Source organism: Chryseobacterium sp. B21-037 (genome assembly GCF_028570785.1).
GTDB classification, from domain to species: Bacteria; Bacteroidota; Bacteroidia; order Flavobacteriales; family Weeksellaceae; genus Chryseobacterium; species Chryseobacterium proteolyticum.
On the sequence record NZ_JALGCB010000001.1, the window covers coordinates 499,567 to 524,208 of the forward strand.

Annotated in this window: 21 protein-coding genes; 12 read left to right on the plus strand and 9 right to left on the minus strand. The window is 38.6% G+C overall.

Annotation, left to right across the window (positions count from 1 at the left end):
* Positions 1-2: 2 nt before the first annotated feature.
* From MTQ00_RS02225 to MTQ00_RS02260, 8 genes are all read right to left on the minus strand, one after another.
* Positions 3-1,901, minus strand: coding sequence for an AMP-binding protein (locus tag MTQ00_RS02225; RefSeq protein ID WP_273647553.1), 1,899 nt, complete (start codon positions 1,899-1,901; stop codon positions 3-5).
* A gap of 78 nt (positions 1,902-1,979) precedes the next feature.
* Positions 1,980-2,345 (minus strand): response regulator transcription factor, encoded by a 366-nt coding sequence (locus tag MTQ00_RS02230; protein ID WP_273647554.1) that lies wholly within the window; start codon positions 2,343-2,345, stop codon positions 1,980-1,982.
* 9 nt (positions 2,346-2,354) lie between these two features.
* Entirely contained in the window at positions 2,355-5,048 is a 2,694-nt protein-coding gene (locus MTQ00_RS02235; protein WP_273651043.1) for an ATP-binding protein, read from the minus strand.
* A complete protein-coding gene (locus MTQ00_RS02240) occupies positions 5,041-5,235 on the minus strand; it encodes a hypothetical protein (protein WP_273647555.1) in 195 nt (64 codons plus the stop codon). Before MTQ00_RS02240 ends, MTQ00_RS02235 begins: the two co-directional genes overlap by 8 nt.
* A 79-nt stretch (positions 5,236-5,314) precedes the next feature.
* On the minus strand, positions 5,315-5,542 hold the full coding sequence (locus MTQ00_RS02245) for a DUF6814 family protein (protein WP_172277871.1): 228 nt from the start codon (positions 5,540-5,542) through the stop codon (positions 5,315-5,317).
* 43 nt (positions 5,543-5,585) lie between these two features.
* Positions 5,586-7,166 carry an MFS transporter gene (locus tag MTQ00_RS02250; RefSeq protein ID WP_273647556.1) on the minus strand — a complete coding sequence of 527 codons (1,581 nt, stop codon included), beginning with the start codon at positions 7,164-7,166 and terminating at the stop codon, positions 5,586-5,588.
* A gap of 57 nt (positions 7,167-7,223) precedes the next feature.
* A complete protein-coding gene (locus MTQ00_RS02255) occupies positions 7,224-8,603 on the minus strand; it encodes a porin (protein WP_273647557.1) in 1,380 nt (459 codons plus the stop codon).
* Positions 8,604-8,807: 204 nt separating this feature from the next.
* A complete protein-coding gene (locus MTQ00_RS02260) occupies positions 8,808-9,224 on the minus strand; it encodes an IS1/IS1595 family N-terminal zinc-binding domain-containing protein (RefSeq protein ID WP_172277876.1) in 417 nt (138 codons plus the stop codon).
* 158 nt (positions 9,225-9,382) lie between these two features.
* Between MTQ00_RS02260 and MTQ00_RS02265 the strand changes: the two genes are divergently transcribed.
* The 8 genes from MTQ00_RS02265 (at position 9,383) to argH (ending at position 17,956) form a co-directional block, all read left to right on the plus strand.
* Positions 9,383-10,072 carry a GNAT family N-acetyltransferase gene (locus tag MTQ00_RS02265; protein WP_172277878.1) on the plus strand — a complete coding sequence of 230 codons (690 nt, stop codon included), beginning with the start codon at positions 9,383-9,385 and terminating at the stop codon, positions 10,070-10,072.
* Positions 10,044-11,240, plus strand: coding sequence for an argininosuccinate synthase (gene argG / locus MTQ00_RS02270; RefSeq protein WP_273647558.1), 1,197 nt, complete (start codon positions 10,044-10,046; stop codon positions 11,238-11,240). Before MTQ00_RS02265 ends, argG begins: the two co-directional genes overlap by 29 nt.
* Positions 11,237-12,199 (plus strand): N-acetyl-gamma-glutamyl-phosphate reductase, encoded by a 963-nt coding sequence (argC, locus tag MTQ00_RS02275; protein ID WP_273647559.1) that lies wholly within the window; start codon positions 11,237-11,239, stop codon positions 12,197-12,199. Before argG ends, argC begins: the two co-directional genes overlap by 4 nt.
* 94 nt (positions 12,200-12,293) lie before the next feature.
* A complete protein-coding gene (locus MTQ00_RS02280) occupies positions 12,294-13,433 on the plus strand; it encodes an aspartate aminotransferase family protein (RefSeq protein WP_273647560.1) in 1,140 nt (379 codons plus the stop codon).
* Positions 13,434-13,583: 150 nt separating this feature from the next.
* Positions 13,584-14,546: an N-acetylornithine carbamoyltransferase gene (locus MTQ00_RS02285; protein ID WP_273647561.1), complete on the plus strand. Its 963-nt coding sequence runs from the start codon at positions 13,584-13,586 to the stop codon at positions 14,544-14,546.
* Between the two features lie 9 nt (positions 14,547-14,555).
* On the plus strand, positions 14,556-15,347 hold the full coding sequence (gene argB, locus MTQ00_RS02290; RefSeq protein WP_194304220.1) for an acetylglutamate kinase: 792 nt from the start codon (positions 14,556-14,558) through the stop codon (positions 15,345-15,347).
* On the plus strand, positions 15,322-16,404 hold the full coding sequence (locus MTQ00_RS02295) for a M20 family metallo-hydrolase (protein ID WP_273647562.1): 1,083 nt from the start codon (positions 15,322-15,324) through the stop codon (positions 16,402-16,404). The genes argB and MTQ00_RS02295 overlap by 26 nt, the downstream gene beginning before the upstream one ends.
* 247 nt (positions 16,405-16,651) lie before the next feature.
* Entirely contained in the window at positions 16,652-17,956 is a 1,305-nt protein-coding gene (argH, locus tag MTQ00_RS02300) for an argininosuccinate lyase (RefSeq protein WP_172277888.1), read from the plus strand.
* 92 nt (positions 17,957-18,048) lie between these two features.
* Here argH and MTQ00_RS02305 read toward each other — a convergent pair whose 3' ends face one another.
* The gene (locus tag MTQ00_RS02305; RefSeq protein ID WP_172277890.1) at positions 18,049-18,510 is read right to left on the minus strand and encodes an Lrp/AsnC family transcriptional regulator; all 462 of its coding nucleotides are present in this window, start codon (positions 18,508-18,510) and stop codon (positions 18,049-18,051) included.
* 243 nt (positions 18,511-18,753) lie between these two features.
* Between MTQ00_RS02305 and MTQ00_RS02310 the strand changes: the two genes are divergently transcribed.
* The 4 genes from MTQ00_RS02310 (at position 18,754) to carB (ending at position 24,452) form a co-directional block, all read left to right on the plus strand.
* Positions 18,754-19,644, plus strand: coding sequence for an aspartate carbamoyltransferase catalytic subunit (locus tag MTQ00_RS02310; RefSeq protein WP_172277892.1), 891 nt, complete (start codon positions 18,754-18,756; stop codon positions 19,642-19,644).
* Between the two features lie 86 nt (positions 19,645-19,730).
* The gene (locus MTQ00_RS02315) at positions 19,731-20,804 is read left to right on the plus strand and encodes a carbamoyl phosphate synthase small subunit (RefSeq protein WP_273647563.1); all 1,074 of its coding nucleotides are present in this window, start codon (positions 19,731-19,733) and stop codon (positions 20,802-20,804) included.
* A 53-nt stretch (positions 20,805-20,857) separates the two neighbouring features.
* Positions 20,858-21,211, plus strand: a complete 354-nt coding sequence (locus MTQ00_RS02320; protein ID WP_273647564.1) for a four helix bundle protein — start codon at positions 20,858-20,860, stop codon at positions 21,209-21,211.
* Between the two features lie 58 nt (positions 21,212-21,269).
* Positions 21,270-24,452, plus strand: a complete 3,183-nt coding sequence (gene carB / locus MTQ00_RS02325) for a carbamoyl-phosphate synthase large subunit (protein WP_273647565.1) — start codon at positions 21,270-21,272, stop codon at positions 24,450-24,452.
* The last annotated feature ends 190 nt before the right edge of the window (positions 24,453-24,642 follow it).

Below are 24,642 nucleotides of genomic sequence, written 5' to 3' on the forward strand. Positions count from 1 at the left end.
GTCTAATTTGTGAATTTTGCCCTGTAATTAACGATTTTTTCTTGTATTTCCTCAATGATCTGATCGTCGTCTATCGTTGAGGGAACCTGAAATTCTTTTCCATCCAGAAGCGTCCGGATAAGTTTTCGCAGGATTTTTCCTGAGCGTGTTTTGGGTAATCGTTTTACAACCATGGCATTCTTTAAAAATGCGACTGCTCCTATTTTCTCCCGTACCATTCGTACAGTGTCTTTTTCAAGATCTTCCTCTGAAATCGTGGAACCGTTTTTTAATACTACAGTGGCAAAAGGAACTTGTCCTTTCAGCTCATTATCGATTCCTACTACGGCACATTCAGCAACTTCCGGATGGGAAGCGACAATTTCCTCCATTTCCGAAGTGGAGAGCCTGTGTCCTGCAACGTTGATAACGTCATCCACTCTTCCGGTGATGAAAAAATATCCGTCCTCATCCTGTATGGCTCCGTCTCCGGAGAAGTAATATCCTTTATATTGTGATAAGTAGCTGTTCTGAAAACGTTCTTCATCTTTCCATATTCCGGAAAGTGCACCTGGAGGCAGGGGGAGTTTGATCACCAGATAGCCTTCCTGATGAGGATCGAGTTCAAAACCATTTTCATCGAATATTTTAATGTCATACCCCGGAATAGGCTTTCCTGCTGCTGCTCTTTTAATGGTATAATGATGATCAAAAGTCATCAGTCCCAACATCGGCCAACCCGATTCCGTCTGCCACCAGTGATCAATGGCGGGTACTCCAATGTGTTTACTAAACCAATCCAGGGTAGCCACATCACACCGTTCGCCTGCCAAAAATTGCTTTTTAAAATGCGATAGATCGTATTTTTTGACGAGCTCCCCGTCCGGATCTTCTTTTTTTATAGCTCTGATGGCTGTAGGAGCGGTAAACATGGCGGAAACCTTATATTCTGAAATGATGCGCCAGAAAGTTCCGGCATCCGGAGTCATGATTGGTTTGCCTTCAAAAATGATGGTCGTGTTTCTGTTTATTAAAGGTCCATAAACGGAAAAACTATGTCCCACCGCCCATCCGAAATCGGAAGCAGCCCAATACGTTTCTCCAGGCTCGATGCCATAAATATATTTCATTGAGAACTTCAGGGCTGTTGCGTAGCCTCCCGTATCTCTTGTTATTCCTTTGGGTTTTCCTGTTGTTCCTGAAGTATAAAGAAGATAGAGTGGGTGGGTAGATTCCACTGCAACAGGAGAAACCGGGGAAGACTTCTGGGTGAGTTCTTCATAATCGATCAGGCCGTCAAACATCTCATCTTCATTATCAACCAGTTTTCGGTTGTAAACAATGATGTGATCCACTTTGTCCTGAGCCAGCTCAATTGCTTTTTCTACCAATGGCAGATAAGGAATTCTTTTGGCGATTTCCATTCCTGCAGTAGCGGTTATCAAAGCTTTAGGCTTGCAATCATCAATTCTTACCACAAGTTCATGCGGGGCAAATCCTCCGAAAACAACATTGTGAATTACTCCAATCCGGGCACAGGCCAGCATTGCAAAAAGGGTTTGCGGGATCATCGGCATATAAATTACAGCGGTATCTCCTTTTTTTAATCCTAAAGAAGCAAGTCCGCCGGCAAATTTTGAAACCTCTTCCTGCAGTTGCCTGAATGTGTATGTTTTTTTCTGGTCTGTAACAGGAGAGTCATAAATGATAGCGATCTGATCTCCAAAACCATCTTCAATATGTTGATCTATACACAGATAAGACATATTAAGCTGCCCATCCGGATACCATTCCGGATAGCGGTCTGTATCTCGCGAAAGAATTTGTTGAGGAAATGTATACCAGCTTATTTCCCGGGCTTGTTCCTTCCAGAAATTTTCTTTGTCTTCGATACTTCTTTTAAATAAATCTTCTGCATTCATATTAATAATAGTATTTCGTGTTTTTTTTGTTTTGTGATAGTCCGCAGTCTTGTATCTGGCTTCTCCAAGCTTTTATTCTCAGTTATCCAATAATTCCTCAATCTGCTGTATCAGCTTCTTGATAGAGTAAGGTTTTGTAACATAGGCATCAGCTCCCATTTCGAGGCCTTTTTCAATGTCTTTTGGATTGTTTTTGGCACTCAGGAAAATAACTTTTGTATGTTTCAGCTGTTCCTGTTCTTTAATGGCTTCCAGGGTGCTGTATCCGTCAAGATTCGGCATCATAATATCCAGAAGGATAACATCGGGAACCATGGTTTTAAGAAAATCCAATACCTCAGTACCGTCTCTGGCGATGAATACGTCATAGTCGTTTTTTTTGAAACTATATTCCAGAGACATCAGTATTTTATGTTCATCATCTGCAATGATTATTTTTTTCATAATGTGTTTTTAGTACTGTTCGACTTCATCTTTATATATATTTTCCGGAAGGCTTATGGTAAATATTACTCCTGAGCTTTTGTTTTCAGCGTAGATTATACCTCCGTGGGCCTCAATAATCTGCTTTGAGATGGCAAGCCCAAGCCCGCTTCCTGTTGGTTTTAAAATATTCTGATTTTTGGACTGATAAAATTTATTAAAAATCATCTCCAGATCTTCTTCAGGAATAGGTTTACCCGTATTGAAGATAGTGATATTTAAGGCATTTTCATTTTTTAAAAAACGGGTTTGTATCTCTCCCTGCTGATCTGCAAATTTCAAAGCATTTCCAAGGATATTCTGAAACAATTGGATCATTCTTGCTTCATCGTATTCAAATACGCTTTCTGTGAGAAGATTGGTTTCACTAACCTGGATATCTTTCTGCTTGATCAGGTGGAGGATAGGATTTAATGCCTTCCTGTAGGTTTCTGTGATGTCGTTTTTCTTTATCGTAAGGGCAATTTCTCCATGTTCCAGCTTATCAAGATAAAGAATGTCATTAATGATCTCACTTAAACGATCGGATTCCGTAATAATATTGTTTAAAAATTCTCTTTTGATGTCCGCAGGGATATCATCGTCATCGGCTAGAATCTCTCCCGCAGAACGGATGGCCGTGATAGGAGTTCTCAGTTCGTGTGCGACGGAATCCAGGAAATCGTCCTTTTGACGGTCTTTAATTATTAAACTTTCATTAGCTACGGTAAGTTCTTCAGAAAGTTGTTTAAGTTCTTTGGATTTTTCAGTCAGTTTTTTGTTGAGTGTAATATTCTCTTTTGATTCTTCGAGGATGTTCAGGACTTCCTTTAAAGAAATTTTATCTTCTTTCGTTACACCTTCAATGAGAATCTTCGCAGAAGCGGTTCCTATTCTTCCTGCAAGAAGGTTTTCAGAGAATTTTATAAACCTGGAATCCGCTGTTTCGGTTTGAGAATCGATGTTGTATTTTAAATTAAATATCCGCAGTGCCTGTTCTGTTTTCTTTTTTCCTAAAAATCGTTCCAGGATGTTTTTTATATCCGAAACATAAGCCGTACCCCGCCAGATAAAGGCGTTTTCATGGTTTTGAATATATTTATCAACATCCACATACAGCTCAGCAAAGTTTCGTTCCCTGTAATTTCCTTTTACGCTGACTGAAATTGTAGTAAATAGCCCGGTGTTTACTAAGATTGACCAAAAGAAAATTTCCGGGATCTTACTTAAGTAAGGAATCCTGAAAAAATCAAAAACAGTATACATATCTCTCAATACTCCTTTGAATTCCTGATTGTAAGAAAAATAATACTGTGGGATAATCAGGCCGAAATAACAAATGGCCAGCCCGGCAAGAAGCCCTATTACTGCACCTTTATAGGTTCCTCTTCTCCAGAATAAAGCTCCGAAAAAGGCAGGTGCCAGTTGGGCAATAACAACAAAAGAGATCAGGCCCACTGAATATAGGGATGTTTTAAGGATAAAATACTTGTAAAAGGCAAAAGCCATTATGATGAGGGCAAAAATACTTATCTTCCTGATATTCGTTATGCTTCTTGTGTTTTGAATTTCATTTTCAGATTTAAATTTTCCCAGTAAACCGTAAGGAATGATGAGGTTATTGGAAAGCATGATGGATAATGTGATCGCGGATATAATGATCATTGAAATACAAGAACTCAGTCCTCCAAGGAAAACAAATACTGTGATTAAAGTGTTGTCAAAATATTGAGGGATCAGGATCGAATAGAATTCAGGATTTACATTCTGTCCGTTAAATAAAAGCCTGCCTCCCCAAGCAATTGGAAAAATGAAAATGGTAAAAATTAAAAGATAGAGAGGGAAAAACCAAATGGCGGTTTTGATGTGTTTTTCCTGCCTGTTTTCTACGATGGCTGTATGAAACTGTCTTGGAAGGATACAAATAGCTGTTGCAGAGATCATACATAAGATCATCCAGTTCAAAGCACCTTCAATACCATTGAATGTATTCTTTTGTTTGAAATCTTCGAATTTGCTTGCCTTTTCATAAATATCTGAAAATCCGTCAAAGGCAAAATAAATCACAAATAATCCAAGGATGATAATGAAAAACAGCTTTAGAAAACTTTCCAGGGCAATAGCGGATATGATTCCAAGGCGCTTTTCTGAAGCATCCACATATCTTGTTCCGTAGTAGGAGGAAAATAGAGCAATCAAAACCACTACGAAGGTTGCATTATCGGTTAAAATATTTTGAGATACCGGAGTTTTCGTAACCAAATGGAAGGTTTCTGAAATGGCTTTAATCTGTAACCCGATATAAGGGACGATTGCTAAAAGGCAAACGATGGTAATAACGGCACTAAAGCTTCTGCTGTTTCCGTAGCGTAGCGAAATAAAATCAGCCAGACTGCTTATTTTATTGATTCGTGAAATTCTTACGATTCTTGTATTGATAAATATCCATGCAGGAATAATGACAATAGGTCCTACGTAGATGGGAAGATAGTTGAGTCCGCTAGTGGCAGCAACGCCAATACTCCCGTAATAGGTCCAGGCTGTACAGTATACTGCTAAGGATAACGCATAGATGTAAGGATTGTTGATCCATAACTTGCTTTTTTTCTTTTCTGCCAGGTGGGCGACCACAAATAGAAGGGCCAGGTAAAGCAGGACAACAACAAATAAAGCAAAACTACTCATCATATTTTTTCACGATTATAAACGATATGATGATCGAAATCATCCAGACGGCGAAGATGTAGATCAAAATCACGGGATAGTCAAAAGTATCTTTTTCACTGTTGAATAACAATGAAATAGGAATGCTGAAGAGAATGACTAATCCAATGCTTAGTATGATCAGTTTTTGTTCGTGTCTTTTTTTCATACATGATGATGGATAAAAGACAATTGATGAACAGATCCTTTGTACAGATTGTTCACCAATTATCATTCATCATTAATAATTATATTTTGTCGTCAGAATATTCTCCGGTTAAGGCGTAATATCCAAAGACTGCCAGTCCTCCGGAAATAATTGGCATCAAAACAAAAAGGATGATGATGCCAAAAACAAGGTCTTCCTGCTTTCCTGAAGTGATTTTTGGAATACCCAAAACGGTGATCCCGAAATATCCTACAACCAAAGCAATTAAAATCCAGAGGATACCTAATATTTTTTTTAGTCCGTTCATTTTAGTAGTTTTAAAATTAATAAAAATTTGACTGATTCAGTGGTTAATCGTGGATATTATTGTTCTTGCTCTTAAGATAAAATAATCCAATGAGTAAACACACGGCTGCAACACCGATAGGATACCACAGTCCCTGAAGATACCATGAAGGATGTCCTGCCTCTTTTCCTGTGGTTACGAGGTAAGTGGCTACTGCAGGTAATAGTCCTCCAAATACACCATTACCAATGTGGTAAGGCAATGACATGGAAGTATAGCGTATTCTTACCGGGAACATTTCTACCAGGAATGCTGCGATAGGACCATACACCATCGTTACGAAGATCACCTGAATGAACACCAGGAATATCAGGTACCATTTGGTATCATCACTGAGCTTTAAGGACTGTGACACCTTAGGTTCCTCGATCTTTCCGTCTTTTATAACGGGGCCGTTTGCCGACCAGTGTATGATGCTGTCTTTTTTTATTAAAGTTCCATCCGTAAAGAGGGTTTCCTTATGGAAAGTGATCAGGCTGTCGCTGGCAATATCTTTATGGATTTTTGCCGTTCTCTTTTCACTGATGCCGTTGGCAGCTATGGTTTTATTTTCGAGATTAACACTCTTGTACATGCTGTTATAAATCGGGCGGTAAGCTAAAATGGCAACCAGCATCCCGGTCATCATAACGGCTTTTCTGCCCAGTTTATCCGAAAGCCATCCGAAAAATACGAAGAATGGTGTGCCTAAAAATAAAGCGGTGGCCATTAATGAATCAACCTGAGCAGATTCTACATTCATTACTTTTTGCAAAAAGCTCATGGCATAAAACTGTCCTGTATACCAGATGACACCTTGTCCCATTGCGGCTCCGAACAATGCCAGCAGGACGAATTTGAAGTTGTATTTATTTCCGAAACTTTCTTTTAATGGATTTTTTGATGTTTTACCTTCACTTTTGGCTTTAGCAAAAAGCGGTGATTCCTTCATGTTTTTTCTGATGATGTAAGAGACGCCCACCATTAAAATAGAAATCCAGAAAGGAACTCTCCATCCCCAGCCGTCGAATTCCTCTGCAGAAAGGGTGTTTTTTGTTATTAAAATAACAATCAATGAGATAAAAAGTCCGGCGGTAGCGGTGGTCTGGATCCATGAAGTCCAATAGCCTCTCCTGTGGGGTTGTGCGTATTCTGCAACGTAAGTTGCTGCACCTCCATATTCTCCTCCCAGGGCCAGTCCTTGTAATAATCTCAGGATCAGAACCAGAACCGGAGCCATAAATCCAATGGTTTCATAACTAGGAATACATCCGATAAGGAAAGTGGAAAATCCCATGATTAGCAGGGTGACCAGGAAGGTGTATTTTCGTCCGATAATATCTCCTAATCTTCCGAAGAACAGGGCTCCGAAAGGTCGTACAACAAATCCTGCGGCAAAAGTGGCCAGGGTGGATAAAAAGGCTGCGGTAGGGTTGTCTGCCGGAAAGAATTTTGTTGCCAGCACAACAGCTAAACTTCCGAAAATATAGAAATCGTACCATTCTATCAGTGTACCGAGTGAAGATGCAGTAATAACGCTCCATATGGTTCTGTTCTTCTGCTTGTCGGTCATATTTTCATAGCTTTCATGATGGTTTTCGCTCATATCACTTGATTTTGATGTTAATTAATTTTTTTTATGCGGGTTTAAACGAGTCTGTCATTATAAATAAATCTGAAACTGAACAATGAACTCGCCTTTGGATTTTGGACGCTCGGTAGGGTTGGTATAAACAGGTCTGGTGGAGTATTGGGTTGTTATTTTAGCGTGATGTCCGTCTATAAACCAGTTGGCTCCAACGTCAAACTGTGAAGACGACTTGTCGAAGGCTTCAAAGTTTTTATGGGTATATGCTGCAAACGGCTGAATTCTGATTTTAGGCTTTTCTGCTTCGTTGGGAAGTAATAATCCGGCTTGTGCATAGATAATATTACCTGTTCCAATTGTCGGTTGTAGGTTTCCAGGTCCGGCAATTGCCTTTTGTCCTGCAAAGTTAGGATCAGCTACTGCGATATTCATAGTCCCCAGATTTCGGATATAATTGGGGCCGAACTGATAATTATAATATCCCGCGTAGGCAGAAACTGCCATTTTATGTTTGGCATTTCCCAAAGGGATATCTGCAAAAGCATCAACAGCTAGAAGAGTGATGTCGTGCTTTTCGATATTTGAGTTTACGGAAGTTCTGGTTCCGTCCGCCTGATGATAAAAGCCGGCTCCTACATTAAACACTTTCTTTGTTCCCAGATATGATCCAACTTTGAAAGGAAGGGTATTGGATTCTTCGTCCAGAAACTGATATTCTACGTATCCGGCTTTGGAAAAGCTGGGATTTCCGTTATTATCCACAGCAACAGCTTTTGAAGGATCGGTTACATTTACAGGAACCAGATCTGTAGCGAAGGGTTTGTTTAAGCTGAGGCGGTATTCAAGTTTTCCATACTTTCCTTTGGCAAACATACCCAGTTGTCTTGCGAACTGATCAGAGCTATCGATTAACGGCCACGAAAATATAGGAGAATCGAGGGTTAAAAAATTGAGAGTGGAGGCCATAGTCATTCTGGAGAGTCCCATATAATAATGCAGTCCGGCCCCTAATGTTAAAGTAAATTTTCCTGCTTCTCCCGGCATCAGTACTGCATATTCATTCCATGCATCATGGAAAAAAAGCTGTGTTTTTTTGCCATTTCCGTTTCCTCCTGTTCCTGTTGTGCCCGGCGCTCCTCCATTGATGAAGGTTTGGTTATTGATGCCGAAGTGAAGGAGGATCATATATCGCTTAGTAACCTGGGCGTACGTTAAAGCACGGAGTCTGCGGTTCCCTACATTCCAGGTATTGTCTGTGGGTTCTCCTCCGACCATACTTCCCGGGTTCATTTGTGAGTTCCTTAACCAGAACTGATCCCATAAAATAAATCTGACAAATTTATCTCCTTCAGGATTAAGGTTTATTTTTAATCCGTTTCCGTAGTCGGGAGATCCCTGGGAGTATAATGTATTGCTGATTAAAGCTAATCCAATAAAAGTGAGTATTTTCTTCATAAATTATCAATTTTTTGGCGTTAATTTTGTGAAAGCCAAATTGGAATTAATAATTTATTTAGAGAAATTTAATATATATTAATGGTAAGTATATAGTTTTTTTATAAGTACCTGTTTGTTAGTTGAAGCTGAAGGCTCGGAATAGAGAGTTTCATTTTCTGATTTTGCAAATAGGTGATTTTATGATTCCTTCTTTTTGTCTGTTTACTTTTTAAACCGTTCCCACTTGATCAACATGTATTTATCTGCGAACTGTGTGATGATCAATCCTGAGTTTTTAATATTGTCTTCATTGGACATGTATTCGATCAATTCGTTTTGCTTCAGGATTTTATATACGGGATGGAATTCGGAATGCGGCGGCCGGGTGATATTGTATTTCTTGATCCATGAGCTGATGGTTACATGGGAGACCCCGATAATCCTTTCGATTTCGCGGAAGCTTAATCCTTCGAGGTAAAGCTGAAGGGCTTTGGTAACGTAGTAGTCATCGATCTGCTTGCCTATTTTTTTTACGGTGAAATAATAATTGCAGGATTTGCAATGAAATCTTTGTTTCTGGTTGATCACCCCACTTTTTACAAGATGGGTGCTATTGCATTTAGGGCATTTATTTTCCATGTATAATATTTTAGCAAATATATAATAATTTAGCAAAATTATATATTTCAAATAAGATATATTATCTTTTAATAATCATTTAAGCAAAAAAAATATCTTTTTAATTTGGTTATTAAAGTTATTATGCTTTAAATTTGCCAAAAAATTCAGATAAATAAATGGAAATAGAAATTTCCTCATGCGAACATTTAATGTATGTGAGTGAAATACAGCAGGAAATGTATGATTCTGCACAACGGAGAGGAACGGGGATCGCAAAACGTTCCATAGAATATTTAAGTAAGAAGATTTCAGAAGGCAATGCCGTTGTTGCTACTGAAAACGGGGAATGGGTAGGTTTCTGCTATATAGAGACCTGGTCCCACGGTCAGTTTGTGGCCAATTCGGGGCTGATCGTTTCGCCAAAATACAGGAACAGGGGTGTTGCGACCCTGATTAAAAATAAAGTTTTCCAGTTATCAAGGGATAAATTTCCTGCGGCTAAGGTTTTTGGATTAACAACCGGGTTGGCTGTCATGAAAATCAACAGCGATTTAGGTTATAAGCCCGTTATTTATTCTGAGCTTACTCAGGATGAGGAATTTTGGAATGGTTGTAAAAACTGTGTGAATTACGAAATTTTAATGAAAAAGGAAAGGAAGAACTGCTTATGTACAGCAATGCTTTTTATTCCTTCCAACAATGATATAAAGGAGGTGAAAAATAATGAACCTCAAAATAAGGATAATGATGAAGTAAATCAGGATGGGCTTTTGTCTTCGGGGCAGATTACATCCGGTGGATTACATTATACGAACAATAATACGAAAAAGAAGATCGATGAAAAAGAAAGTAATCTTAGCGTTTAGTGGTGGTTTGGATACCTCTTACTGTGCCAAATATCTTAGTGAAAGTCTGGGATATGAGGTGTATGCAGTAACTGTGAATACAGGAGGTTTTTCAAAAGAAGAAGAAAAAGAACTTGAAAACAGAGCCCTGAAATTAGGGGTAAAGGAATACAGGTGTATTGACGCTCAGGAAGATTACTATAATTCATGTGTGAAGTATCTGATCTTCGGAAATGTATTGAAAAATAATACTTATCCGCTTTCCGTAAGCGCTGAGCGTACCATTCAGGCTCAGGAAATTGCAAAATATGCACTGGAAAAAGGGGCGGATGCTATTGCTCATGGAAGCACAGGAGCGGGAAATGACCAGGTTCGTTTTGATCTGATTTTCCAGGTAATGGCTCCGCATGTTGAGATTATCACGCCGATCCGTGATATGGCACTTTCGAGAGAAGAGGAGATTGAATTCCTGAAAAGCCACGGATATGATATGGAGTTTCAAAAGGCTCAATATTCTGTTAATAAGGGGTTGTGGGGGACTTCTGTGGGTGGAAAGGAGACGCTGACTTCCAGAAATAACCTTCCGGAAGAGGCCTTTCCGTCGCAGATCAAAGAAACCCAGTCATCTGAACTGGAAATCGAATTTAAAAACGGTGAAATTACAGCAGTAAATGGGGAGGACTTCAGCCATCCTGTGTATGCTATCCAGAAAATAGAACAATTGGCTTCTGCTTACGGTATCGGAAGGGATATTCACGTAGGAGATACTATTGTCGGAATTAAAGGAAGAGTAGGATTCGAGGCGGCTGCCGCATCTGTGATCATCAAGTCCCATCATTTATTGGAAAAACATACTTTATCTAAATACCAGCAAATGATGAAGTCACAATTGTCCGACTGGTATGGGAACTGGCTGCATGAGGCATTGTTTTTAGATCCTGTGATGAGAAATATAGAATCTTTCCTTACTGACTCTCAGAAAATGGTAACAGGAAAAGTTTTCATCACTCTTTATCCTTACAGATTTGTTTTGAACGGTATTGAATCTGAACATGATCTGATGTCTGATCAATTTGGAAGTTACGGAGAGGCAAACAGAGCATGGAGCGGAGACGATGTAAAAGGGTACACAAAAATTGTAAGCAATTCCCTGAATATTTACCACCAGATTAACGGCGTGAAAATATGAAAACGGTAGGAATTGTAGGAGCTAACGGATATACCGGTAGTGAATTGGTGCGCCTGTTGGCTTTTCATCCCAATATTGAATTGAGTTTTTTATATAGTCGTTCTAATTCGGGTACAAAGATTTCTGATCTGTACCCGGATTTAGCGACGGTTTGTGAAATGGTTTTAACGGACAAACCTTCGGCTGTAGATATTCTTTTTTTGTGTCTTCCTCATAAGGAAAGTCAGAATTGGCTGAATCAGAATGCTGTTACAGATGAGACGTTGGTGATTGACCTGGGAAATGATTTTCGTTTGGAAGGTGCTTTCGGAAATAGAAATTTTATCTACGGGCTTCCCGAAATCAATAAAAAAAATCTTTTAGGGGTAAAAAGTATTGCCAACCCGGGATGTTTTGCAACTGCTATCCAGCTGGCTCTACTGCCATTGGCTGAAAAAGGACTTTTGAATGATGTGTATACAACGGGAATTACCGGATCGACAGGAGCCGGACAGTCTTTACAGGCGACCACTCATTTTACCTGGAGAAATGATAATATTTCTGCATATAAAACACTTAGCCATCAGCATGTAGACGAGATTTTGCAGCAAGTGAATTCTTTTAACAATAAAGACGTAAGCCTGAATTTTGTTCCCTGGAGGGGAGATTTTACAAGAGGGATTTTTACCAGCTCAACGGTTAAATCAGACCTGGAGCTTTCAGATATTGAGACATTGTACAGGAAGTTTTATGAAGATGCACCTTTTGTAAAGGTGAGTGAGAAAGCAATTGATCTCAAACAGGTTATCAATACCAATCGCTGTGTGATTCATATTGAAAAGAATAATAATGTTGTTGTTATTCACTCAGCGATTGATAATTTGTTAAAAGGAGCTTCCGGACAGGCTGTTCAGAATATGAATATTGCCATGGGATGGGAAGAAAACCTGGGACTGGATTTGAAACCAATAGGTTTTTAAATACATTCTTATAAAAGTAAAATGGGGAAGGGTGGAATTGTAAAACAATAACCCGAAACCGGTAACTAAAAATTTTCAACTTCAATTAAAAAAAATGAACTTATTTAACGTATATCCATTATTCAATATAAATCCTGTAAAAGCAAAGGGATCATTTCTTTGGGATGATAAGGGAGAAAAGTACCTTGATTTTTATGGAGGCCATGCAGTGATCTCTATAGGTCATAATCATCCTTATTATCAGGAGAAATTAAGGGATCAGTTAGAAAAAATTTCTTTTTACTCAAATTCAGTACAAAACGAATTGCAAACTGAACTGGCATCGAAACTTGGAGAGATATCAGGATACGAAGACCATGATCTTTTCCTGTGTAATTCCGGAGCTGAAGCCAATGAAAATGCGTTAAAACTTGCTTCTTTTCATAATGGAAAAAGTAAAGTGCTTTATTTTTCCGGTTCTTTTCATGGAAGAACCTCTGCGGCAGTTTCCGTAACGGATAATCCGAAAATTGTAGCACCTGTCAATTATTCCGAACGTTTCATAAAGTCGGAGTGGAATAATGTAGAGCAATTAGAGGAAGTTTTCAGGACTCAGGGAGATTCAATTTCTTCGGTGATTATTGAAGGGATTCAGGGAGTGGGTGGAATTATGATTCCAACGCCTGAGTTTTTATCTAAAATTAAAGAGCTATGCGATCAATATAATGCTGTTTTGATCTTAGATGAGGTTCAGTCAGGATATGGTAGAACGGGTTATTTCTTTGCTCACCAGGAGTTCGGTATCCAGCCTGATATAATTACAACCGCAAAAGGAATGGGAAATGGCTTTCCGATTGGTGGAGTCCTGATCCATCCTAAATTTGAAGCAAGCCATGGTTTGCTGGGAACTACTTTTGGAGGTAATCACCTGGCATGTGCTGCAGCGATTGCTGTGTTAGATGTTATCAGGGATGAAAGCCTTATTGATAATGCTGAGCATATGGGAAGCTATATCGAAAAAGAAATTGAAGATTTACCACATATCATCTCTATACGAAGGAAAGGCCTGATGATCGGGATAGAGCTGGACAGGGATTGTGCAGAGGTAAGGAAAAGCCTGCTTTACGATCATCATATTTTTACCGGAAATTCTAATGATAAAACGGTGCTGAGGATCCTTCCTGCACTCAATATCAGGAAAGAGGAAACAGATCTTTTCATTGGTGCATTGAGGGAAGTACTGACGAAATTGTAAGAGTGAAAATTGCAGAATTGCAAAAACGAAAATGATAGATTGTTAAACGTAAAATTGCAGAATCGTAAAAGGGTAAACTATAGAGATGTCTCTAATGGTTTTAAAAATATAGAAATAAGAGTCTGTTGACCATTAAATAAAATTTATACAATGAAAAACTTTACTGCTGTAAGCGATATTGAAAACTTACAGGAAATTATAAAAAAAGCCTTATATATAAAAGAAAATCCCCATTCTGAAACCGAAAAAGGAAAGGGAAAAACCATTGGATTGGTATTTCTGAACTCAAGTCTGAGAACCCGTTTAAGCAGCCAGATCGCTGCACAGAACCTGGGACTTAATATCTTAACATTAAATGCTGCACAAGAAGCCTGGAATCTTGAATTTGCTGACGGAGCTGTAATGAACGGAGATACTGTAGAACATATTAAAGATGCGATAGAAGTATTGAATCAATACTGCGATATCATTGCGGTTCGTTGCTTTGCGGGAATGAAAAGTAAAGAAGATGATGTGAATGAAAGTATTCTAAGCCAGTTTCAGCAACATGCGAAGGTTCCTGTAATTTCTTTGGAGTCGGCAACACGTCATCCTCTGCAGAGTTTAGCGGATTGTATAACCATTAGTGAAAACTGGAAAGAAGAACGTAAGCCTAAAGTAGTCCTTACTTGGGCTCCTCATATCAAGCCGATCGCTCAGGCAGTTGCGAATTCCTTTACGGAATGGATGCAGGAAATGGATGTGGATTTTGTTATCACCAATCCTGAAGGATATGATTTGGATCCAAACTTCACAAAACAGACGAAAATCATTCATAACCAGGATGAAGCTTTAAAAGATGCGGATTTTATCTATGTTAAAAACTGGTCATCTTTTGATGAATATGCTGCGATGCCTGAAGTGAAGGAAAACTGGATGTTGACAGCTGAGAAGTTGGCGCAAACCAATAACGGAAAAGTAATGCATTGTCTTCCGGTTCGCCGGAATGTAGAATTGAGTGACGAAGTGATGGATGGTGAAAATTCTATTATTTACCAACAGGCTAAAAACCGGATTTTTTCTGCTCAGGCAGTGTTCAGTGAAATCCTGGATGAAATTAACCAAAGTAAATAACAGGAGATTATGGACAAGCTTTTTGTTGTAAAAATAGGAGGTGCCTTAATTGATGACGAAGAGTTATTGGATCAGTTTTTAGAGCAGTTTTCTCAAATCAAAGAAAAGAAGATTCTTGTTCATGGTGGCGGAAAGCTTGCTACTGATTTGGCTGATAAATTGGGAGTTGAGCAGAAGCTCGTCAACGGGCGCAGAATTACAGATAAGGAGACTCTGGATATTGTGGCAATGGTGTATGCAGGTGGAATTAATAAAAATATTGTCGCAAAACTTCAGCAGAAAAAATGTAAAGCAATAGGGTTTTCAGGAGCTGATGCCAATTTGATTAAAGCCAAGAAAAGAGAACATGCAGAAATTGATTTTGGATTTGTAGGAGACATTGAGAAGAAAAGTGTCAATAATAAATTGATATCCAAATTAATTAAGCTTGAGCTTGTTCCTGTATTTTCGGCTATTACGCATGATAAAAAAGGAAATCTTTTCAATACCAATGCAGATACAATAGCTTCGGTGATTGCACAGGCCTTATCGAAGAAATACGATGTGGAATTGCTCTATTGTTTTGATAAAGAAGGAGTATTGGAAAATGTGGATGATCCTGATTCTGTAATTAAAAGCGTATCGTCCGAAGATTTTTCAACGCTGAAAGAAGAAGGAAAACTGCATAAAGGCATATTGCCAAAACTTGAAAACGCACTGGGTGCGATTAAAAACAATGTAAATAAGGTATTCTTAATAAAAGAAACTCAATTAAAAAACCATATAGAAAACCATCATGGAGGCACTGAAATCTGTTTATAGTCACGAAGAGCTGTTCGATAATGCGATTGAACTGCTGAAAAAACTGATTGAAATTCCTTCATTCAGCAAGGATGAGTACAATACATCTGTAGCTATTGAAAACTTTTTTCAGAAGCATCTGATCCCGGTAAAACGTTTTAAAAATAACATCTGGGCTGTCAATAAATATTTTGACGCATCCAAACCTTCTGTGTTATTGAACACCCATCATGATACGGTGAAACCTAATAAAGCGTATACACTGGATCCATTTACGGCGATTGAAAAAGATGGAAAACTGTATGGTTTGGGAAGCAATGACGCAGGAGCATCCTTGGTTTCTTTAGCACAAACCTTTCTACATTTTTATAATAGAGACGATTTAAAATATAATTTAATTATTGCCCTGACGGCAGAGGAGGAAATTTCAGGATTTGATGGAATTGAAGCTCTTTTTCCACAATTACCTAATGTGGAGCTGGCTATTGTGGGAGAACCTACACAGATGAATCTGGCGATAGCAGAAAAAGGACTTCTGGTCATTGACGGTGAAATGAAAGGCACTGCTTCCCATGCTGCCCATCCCAATGATGATAATGCCATTGTAAAATGTATGGAGGATCTGCAGCATATCACCCATTTTAAATTCCCAAAGGTATCTGATTATCTCGGAGAGGTTAAAATTACCCTATCTGGTATCCATGCAGGAGTTCAGCACAATGTAGTTCCCGAATCCTGCCAGTTTATATTGGATGTGAGGGTGACGGATGAGTATACGAATGAAGAGGCTTTTGATATCATTCAGTCCCAAATGAAATCCAACCTTACGGCAAGGTCTTTCAGGCTGAATTCTTCAAAAATAGAACCTGACCATCCTTTTGTACAGGCAGGACTGGCTATTGGAAGGTCGACTTACGGTTCCCCGACATCTTCGGATCAGGCAATTATCCCATGTACTTCTGTTAAGATCGGTCCCGGAGACAGTAGGCGCTCTCATACGGCTGATGAATTTATAGAACTCCATGAGATAAAAGAAGGGATTGATATTTATATCCGGATTTTAGAAAGGGTTTTGTAAAAGACAGCAGATATCAGAATTATTTGAAAGTATTGAATATCTGACATCTGAAATCTAAAGAAAATGTTTTGACACCCAGCATGATCATAATGAAGAGTATCGTTTTTAATAAGATTTATGCAAAATGACAATTAAAAATAAAAGACTTTGTTGAATGTGGAAGATGTTCAGTTCAGGAAGATGGAAAGAGCATGCTGGGTAAAAAAAACAACCTAAAATCAATTAATACTATTTTAAAAAAACAATTATGAAAAAGATATGGCAGAAAGATGATCTTGCCACCAATATATTAGTCAATAAGTTTACTGTCGGTAAAGACCTTGATTTTGATGAACGTCTGGCGAAATATGATGTTAAAGGTTCTTTGGCGCATTGTAAGATGCTTGCAGAGGTTGGAATTATTTCCCATGAAGAAGCTGAACAGATGACCTCTGTTCTGTCGATGATATTAAAAGATATAGAAAACGGAGATTTCGAAATCGATACCCAGGCAGAAGATATCCACTCACAGGTTGAAGCCATCCTGATTGAAAAATTAGGAGATACCGGTAAAAAAATTCATACGGCAAGATCCCGTAATGATCAGGTTTTACTGGATATAAAACTATACCTTTTGGATGAGATCCGTGAAATAGCAGGTCTTACGGATGGGTTTTTCCAACTGCTTATCCAGCTGGCAGACCAGCATAAAAATGTATTGCTTCCCGGGTATACCCATTTACAGATTGCAATGCCATCTTCCTTCGGACTATGGTTCGGAGCCTATGCAGAAGCTTTGTTGGACGACCTTGAAATGTTATTTTCGGTAAAAAACATCATTAATAAAAATCCGTTAGGGTCTGCTGCGGGTTATGGTTCCTCTTTTCCTATAGATCGTGAAAGTACCACCTATAATCTGGGTTTCCAGACAATGAATTACAATGCAGTATATGCACAGATGACCCGTGGTAAATCTGAAAAAATGCTTGCAATGGCAATGGCAACAATGGCTGGGACCCTTGGGAAATTTGCGTATGATGTATGTTTGTATTTAAGTCAGAATTTTGATTTCATAAGCTTTCCTAAAGAATTTACTACCGGAAGCAGTATTATGCCTCATAAAAAGAATCCTGATATTTTCGAACTGGTACGGGCACGATGCAACAGAATTCAATCGCTGCCCAATGAGCTTATCTTATTAACGAATAATCTTCCGTCGGGATATCACAGAGATGTGCAGCTCACAAAAGAAATCTTATTTCCTGCGATTGACTCTTTAAAGGAATGTCTTGAAATCCTGAACTACACTTTACCACATATTAAGGTAAAGGATGGTATTCTTGAAGACGAGAAATATAAATATCTGTTCAGTGTAGAGAAGATCAATGAAGAGGTTAAAAAAGGAAGTTCTTTCCGTGATGCATATATAAAGGTAGGACAGGAAATTGAGAATAATGAGTTTGATTATGAAATTACAGACCTCCATCATTCTCACCAGGGAAGTATCGGAAACCTTTGTCTGGATAAAGTAAGCTACCAGTTCAATAAATTAAAAAATAAGATAGTAGGGTAAATCAGTACATTGGATTTCCAATCCGGCAAAAAGGTAGAATAGCTGAATTGCCCAATCGTATAATGGCCATTATGCCTTTCTGCTAAAAGAAATTAGTCCAGGTCAATTTTAAATTTGGTGGATTTTTTAACCTCATGCAGAACGATGGAGCTGTGGTACTGACCAATATTAGGAATGTTTGAAATCACGCTTACGGCAAAATCATTATAAGAGTTGATATCTTTAGCGATGATCTTTAACATATAATCATATTCTCCGGAGAGACTTATGATTTCCTGAACCTCGTCATATTTGCTGATGTTTTTCTCAAAAGTCTCCAATACTTTCTTGGATTGCTCTTTGAGCCGGACATTACAATACACCACAATATTAAGGCCTAGTTTTTCACGATTCAGAAGGCCGACGTATTTTTCAATGACACCCTGTTTCTCCAGCTGCTTGATACGCTCATAAGTAGGAGTAAAAGTAAGACCTATCTTCTCGGAGATTTCTTTTACAGATAAGGTAGAGTCTTCCTGGATAATACTGAGAATCATTTTGTCTTTGGCGTCCATATGAGCAATTTGAATTTTAACAAAAATATTAAGAAAAAATGAGAATAAGGTGTGATTAAAGTTTTTTAATTTTTTTAGAACTTTAGTTTTGTCAATTCGGTTAATTGTTATATCTTTGCACCTAATGAATAAAAGAGTATTTATATCATTAGATTTACCGGGCGAAAGCGCCCTTTACGATATTTATTGTTATTAAGCGAAGATTTTGTCTTCGCTTTTTTTATGTAAAAAAATTAAGATATTATGTTTACGATTGCAGAACTAAGTACAGAGAAAATCAACAGTATACTAACAGAAGCGCTGGCTTTTGCTGAAGGAAAAACAGCTAAAATTGACGGTGAGGTTTTTTGCTCAAATCTGTTTTTTGAAGACAGCACCAGAACAAAGACAAGCTTCGATGTGGCTGAAAGAAAACTGGGATTGCAGGTGGTTCCTTTTGATGCTTCTCACAGTTCAGTAAATAAAGGCGAAAGTTTATATGACACTGTGAAGACGATCGAAAGTATAGGAGTAAACTTAGTCGTAATAAGAGACAAAAAAGACGGGTTCTTCGAAGAATTGAAAAATATCAACATCCCTGTGATCAACGGAGGAGACGGAACCGGAAACCATCCGTCACAATGTATGCTGGATCTCATGACCATCTACCAGGAGTTTGGGAAATTCGAAGGACTGAAAATAGGAATCGTAGGAGATGTGAAACACAGCAGGGTAGCCAACTCGAATGCTGAGGCATTAAGAAGGTTAGGTGCCAAAGTATATTTTTCTGGGCCTGAGCAATGGTTTGATGAGGGAGCCTTAATCAACGGAACATACCAATCGGTAGACGAGCTGATCCATGAAGTGGATGTCCTGATGCTGTTGAGAATTCAGCACGAAAGACACGATGCTAAAATGAGCTTTTCAGCATCCGAGTACCATAGAAAATACGGATTAACAAAAGAAAGGGAGCAGGCAATGAAGAAAGGAGCTATTATTATGCATCCGGCACCGATCAACAGAGGAGTGGAGATTGACACAGATCTTGTGGAATGTGAACGTTCAAGGATCTTCAAACAAATGCAGAACGGGGTTTTTGCAAGGATGGCCATACTGAAAAATGCATTGGAAGAAAAAGGATTTAAATTTAAATAATTATTGTAAAAAGTATTAATGTAAAAGGTATTCATGAAAATCGTTAATACGTTAATACATGAATACATTATACAACAAAAATAAAAATGAAAAAGAAATTAATATTAGAATCCGGAGAGGTTTTTTACGGAGAAGGTTTCGGAGCAGAATTGGAAACTGCAGGAGAAGTGGTTTTCAATACCGGAATGACGGGATATCAAGAATTGATTTCCGACCCATCTTATTGTGGTCAGATTGTATGTATGACGTATCCGCTAATCGGAAATTACGGGATCAACCGTGATGATTATGAAAGTATTGAGCCGGCTATTAAAGGTCTTATTGTAAAAGAAATTTGCGATTTGCCATCAAATTTCCGTACGCAGATTACTTTAGATGAATTATTCAAAAAGAAAAACCTTTCAGGAATTTCAGGAATTGACACAAGAAAACTGACAAGGATTCTTCGTAATTCGGGAGTTGTAAAAGGGAAAATCGTGAACGCCGATGCAGATGAAAACACAATCGTACAGGAATTAAAATCAACAACTTTCCCTACCAACCAGGTAGAAACGGTTTCTACAAAAACACCATATGCTAATCCGGGAAGAGGGTTTAAAGTGGTGCTGGTAGATTTCGGCTCCAAACTGGGAATCATCAGAGAACTTTCCCAAAGAAACTGTGATATTATTGTAGTATCACACGATACTGCAGCCGAAGAAATTTTATTAATGAATCCGGATGGAATTATGCTTTCAAACGGTCCTGGTGACCCTGAAGATAATCCTAAAGCTTTGGAAATGATCCGTGGTCTTTTAGGAAAAGTTCCCATCTTTGGAATCTGTCTCGGACACCAATTGATAGGATTAGCCTGCGGAGCTAAAACATTCAAATTGAAGTTCGGACACAGAGGAGGTAACCACCCGGTGTTAGATTTAGAGAAAAACAAAGTTTCAATCACTTCTCAGAACCACGGTTATGCAGTGGATCAGGAAAGCCTTAAAGGAACTGATCTTATCGAAACGCACATCGCCCTGAACGATAGAACAAATGAAGGATTAAAACACAAAATCCACCCTTGTTTCTCTGTTCAGTATCACCCGGAAGCAAGCCCAGGCCCTGAAGATGCGAACTACTTGTTTGATGAGTTTATTGATTTAATGGAGAAATTTAAGAAGTAATAATATAGACATCAGATATCAGACACTAGACTTCAGACTTTAATAAAGTAAATATGCACAACTTTGAGAAATTACTTTTCTGGCAGAAATCAATTCAACTTGCAAAAGAAGTTTACCTTGTTTGTGTTGATTTACCGAAGGATGAGAAATTTGGCTTGATTTCTCAAATTAAAAGATCCGTAGTCTCAATTCCATCTAATATTGCGGAGGGAGCAGGAAGAAATAATGATAGAGAATTTTATCATTTTCTGGGTATTGCAAATGCCTCTTCTTTTGAGCTACAGACACAGCTAATATTAACAAGAGAACTGGAATTGCTAAGTGTGGAAAAAGTCGACAGTCTAATATCACAACTGAATGAAATTCAAAGAATGATTTATACATTCAAATCTAATTTAAAAAAGTAAAACACAATGTTGGAAGTCTGAAATCTGACATCTAACATCTTGTATCTAAAAAAAGAAAATGGCAAAACGTACAGATATAAAAACAATTTTAGTAATTGGTTCCGGGCCTATCATCATTGGACAGGCTGCCGAATTCGATTACGCAGGAACGCAGGCTTGTTTGTCTTTGAGAGAAGAAGGCTACAGGGTAATTTTGATCAACTCAAATCCTGCAACGATTATGACGGATGTGGAGATCGCTGATAAAGTATATATCGAGCCGATATCCCTTCAGTTTGTAAGTCATATCATCAGAAAAGAGCGTCCGGATGCGTTGCTTCCTACTTTGGGAGGACAAACCGGATTGAATATGGCGGTAGAATTAGAGAAATCAGGGATTCTTGAAGAATGTAAAGTTGAGGTACTTGGAACTAAACTTTCAGCGATCAACAGAGCGGAGGACAGAGATCTGTTCCGTGAGTTGATGAGAGAACTGAACGAGCCGGTTCCGGAATCTGATATTGTAAATACAGTGGAAGGAGCCCTTAATTTTGCAGAAGAAATCGGATATCCTGTAATTGTTCGTCCTGCCTTTACGATGGGAGGAACAGGAGGTGGAATCGCTTCCAATGAGGCTGAATTGAAGGAGATTGCTGAATTAGGATTGAAATACAGCCCGGTTACCCAGTGTCTTATCGAAAAATCAATTGCCGGTTTCAAGGAGATTGAATATGAGGTAATGCGTGATGCGAACGACAATGCCATTGTGGTTTGTAACATGGAGAATATCGATCCGGTAGGAGTTCACACGGGGGACTCAATTGTTGTGGCGCCTTCACAGACACTTTCGGATAGAGAGTATCAACTATTGAGAAATGCATCACTTAAAATCATCAGAGCATTAGGAATTGAGGGAGGATGTAATGTGCAGCTGGCCCTGGATCCTCACTCATTCAATTATTATATCATCGAGGTAAACCCTAGGGTTTCCAGATCATCAGCTTTAGCAAGTAAGGCAACAGGATATCCGATCGCTAAGATTGCGGCTAAAATTGCAGTAGGACTTACGTTGGATGAAATTATGAATCCGGTTACAGGAAAAACATATGCATGTTTTGAGCCTGCACTGGATTATGTGGTAACCAAATTCCCGAGATTCCCGTTCGATAAATTTGAAACTGCTGACAGAAGACTTTCTACTCAGATGAAAGCTACCGGAGAGGTTATGGCCATCGGAAGAAATTTTGAAGAGTCTTTACAAAAAGCGATCCGTTCTTTAGAAACAGGAATCAGACATCTCGGATTAAAGAAAAAACAGGCAGAAGCGCTTACAGCAGAAGAAATCGAAAGAAGAATCAGAGTTTGTGATGATGAGAGATTATTTATCATCGGGGATGCGTTGAGAAGAGGATATGACTGGGAACAGATCGTAGAATGGAGTAAAATTGACAAATTCTTTATCTGGAAGATCAAAAAGCTTATTGATTTCGAAAAAGTTATTGCAGACAATAAATTCAATAAAGAGACTTTAATTGAAGCTAAAAAATTAGGTTTCGCAGACCTTAATATCGCCCACCTTTGGGAGACGACACAGCGTGAAGTTTTCAACTTCAGAAAAGAAAACGGGGTGATGCCGGTTTATAAAATGGTGGATACCTGCGCAGCTGAATTTGAAAGTGAAACCCCATATTTCTACGGAACCTATGAGGAGGAAAATGAAAGTGTGGTTTCAGATAAGAAAAAGGTTATTGTTTTAGGTTCGGGACCTATCAGAATCGGACAAGGGGTAGAATTTGATTATGCAACGGTACATTCAGTATGGGCGATCAAAGAAATGGGATATGAAGCAATCATCATCAATAACAACCCTGAGACTGTTTCTACAGATTTCTCAATCTCAGATAAACTGTATTTTGAACCTCTGACGGAAGAAGATGTAATGAACATCATCGAACTGGAAAAGCCAACAGGAGTAGTCGTACAGTTCGGAGGACAAACAGCGATTAACCTTGCAGATAAATTGGCCAGCCATGGAGTAAAGATCCTGGGAACTTCATTAGAAGATCTTGACAGAGCTGAAAACAGAGATAAATTCGAGAAAGCGCTTCAGGAACTTGGAATTCCTCAACCACTGGGAAAAACTTCAACTTCGAAAGAAGAGGCAATAAAGATTGCCAATGAAATCGGATATCCCGTGTTGGTAAGACCAAGTTATGTGTTGGGAGGAAGAGCCATGGAGATTGTATATACAGAAGCGGAACTGGCACATTATATGGAATTTGCGGTAGATGCAAGCCCGGAACATCCAGTACTGGTAGACCGCTACATCACCGGAAAAGAAGTGGAAGTGGATGCCATCTGTGACGGGGAAACTGTAATTATCCCTGGAATTATGGAGCACATTGAAAGAGCAGGGGTTCACTCCGGAGACTCTATCGCAGTGTATCCACCGCAGAATGTTTCTCAAAAAGAAATTGATACATTGGTGGATTACACACAAAGGCTGGCAAAAGGCCTTAATGTGATCGGATTAATGAATATCCAATATGTTCTTTTTGAAGGGAATGTATATGTGATCGAGGTAAATCCACGTTCATCAAGAACGGTTCCTTTCCTTTCAAAAATTACGGATGTGCCGATGGCTAATCTGGCAACAAAAGCAATATTAGGTCAGAAACTAAAAGACCTTGGATATGAAAACGGACTGGTACCTAATAAAGAAGGGGTGTTTGTAAAAGTTCCTGTGTTCTCTTTCTCCAAATTAACAAAAGTTGATATCTCCCTGGGACCTGAAATGAAATCTACAGGAGAAGTAATGGGAAAAGATACAACTCTGGAAAAAGCACTTTACAAAGGTTTGATCGCTGCAGGAAGAAAAGTTCCGATGCATGGCTCTATTCTCTTCACTGTGGCTGATAAGCATAAAGAAGAGGCTGCTGATCTTGCTGCAAGATTCCATGAAGTAGGATTCAGAATCTGGGCAACCGAGGGAACGGCTAAATTCTTTGAAGAGAAAGGAATTCCTTGTAAAATAGGATACAAGATCGGAGAAGAGGATGTCAACCTTATCGACCTGATCCAGAAAGGTAAAGTACAGTATGTAGTTAATACCATGACAAAAGGGAAACAAGTTGAAAGAGACGGTTTCCAGATCAGAAGAATGAGTGTTGAAAACGGAGTACCATGTTTAACTTCCATGGATACTGTAGAAGCAATTCTAAAAGTAATTGAAAGTATGACTTTCAAAATGGAAGCGATGTAATTCCTAAAAAATAAATGTAAAACGCACCCTAAGTAATTGGGGTGCGTTTTTTAGTAAAGAATAAATCTTATATAGATAATAGAGATAATGAAGAAATCATTGTCTAAATTTGAATGATTCACTATTTTATTTGAATCAATGTATAAAGAAATTTTTAAAATATTTTTCGGATTTTAATTTTCTCGGATCA

Bases quoted from the DNA above. Each gene is read 5' to 3' on its own strand.
- MTQ00_RS02250 (WP_273647556.1), bottom strand. From the start codon at position 7,166: ATGAGCGAAAACCATCATGAAAGCTATGAAAATATGACCGACAAGCAG.
- carB (WP_273647565.1), top strand. From the start codon at position 21,270: ATGGCAAAACGTACAGATATAAAAACAATTTTAGTAATTGGTTCCGGG.
- MTQ00_RS02305 (WP_172277890.1), bottom strand. From the start codon at position 18,510: ATGGACGCCAAAGACAAAATGATTCTCAGTATTATCCAGGAAGACTCT.
- MTQ00_RS02295 (WP_273647562.1), top strand. From the start codon at position 15,322: ATGGAGGCACTGAAATCTGTTTATAGTCACGAAGAGCTGTTCGATAAT.
- MTQ00_RS02280 (WP_273647560.1), top strand. From the start codon at position 12,294: ATGAACTTATTTAACGTATATCCATTATTCAATATAAATCCTGTAAAA.
- argB (WP_194304220.1), top strand. From the start codon at position 14,556: ATGGACAAGCTTTTTGTTGTAAAAATAGGAGGTGCCTTAATTGATGAC.
- MTQ00_RS02285 (WP_273647561.1), top strand. From the start codon at position 13,584: ATGAAAAACTTTACTGCTGTAAGCGATATTGAAAACTTACAGGAAATT.
- MTQ00_RS02315 (WP_273647563.1), top strand. From the start codon at position 19,731: ATGAAAAAGAAATTAATATTAGAATCCGGAGAGGTTTTTTACGGAGAA.
- MTQ00_RS02240 (WP_273647555.1), bottom strand. From the start codon at position 5,235: ATGAAAAAAAGACACGAACAAAAACTGATCATACTAAGCATTGGATTA.
- MTQ00_RS02265 (WP_172277878.1), top strand. From the start codon at position 9,383: ATGGAAATAGAAATTTCCTCATGCGAACATTTAATGTATGTGAGTGAA.
- argH (WP_172277888.1), top strand. From the start codon at position 16,652: ATGAAAAAGATATGGCAGAAAGATGATCTTGCCACCAATATATTAGTC.
- MTQ00_RS02230 (WP_273647554.1), bottom strand. From the start codon at position 2,345: ATGAAAAAAATAATCATTGCAGATGATGAACATAAAATACTGATGTCT.
- argC (WP_273647559.1), top strand. From the start codon at position 11,237: ATGAAAACGGTAGGAATTGTAGGAGCTAACGGATATACCGGTAGTGAA.
- MTQ00_RS02235 (WP_273651043.1), bottom strand. From the start codon at position 5,048: ATGAGTAGTTTTGCTTTATTTGTTGTTGTCCTGCTTTACCTGGCCCTT.
- MTQ00_RS02320 (WP_273647564.1), top strand. From the start codon at position 20,858: ATGCACAACTTTGAGAAATTACTTTTCTGGCAGAAATCAATTCAACTT.
- MTQ00_RS02260 (WP_172277876.1), bottom strand. From the start codon at position 9,224: ATGGAAAATAAATGCCCTAAATGCAATAGCACCCATCTTGTAAAAAGT.
- MTQ00_RS02245 (WP_172277871.1), bottom strand. From the start codon at position 5,542: ATGAACGGACTAAAAAAAATATTAGGTATCCTCTGGATTTTAATTGCT.
- MTQ00_RS02310 (WP_172277892.1), top strand. From the start codon at position 18,754: ATGTTTACGATTGCAGAACTAAGTACAGAGAAAATCAACAGTATACTA.
- MTQ00_RS02225 (WP_273647553.1), bottom strand. From the start codon at position 1,901: ATGAATGCAGAAGATTTATTTAAAAGAAGTATCGAAGACAAAGAAAAT.
- argG (WP_273647558.1), top strand. From the start codon at position 10,044: ATGAAAAAGAAAGTAATCTTAGCGTTTAGTGGTGGTTTGGATACCTCT.
- MTQ00_RS02255 (WP_273647557.1), bottom strand. From the start codon at position 8,603: ATGAAGAAAATACTCACTTTTATTGGATTAGCTTTAATCAGCAATACA.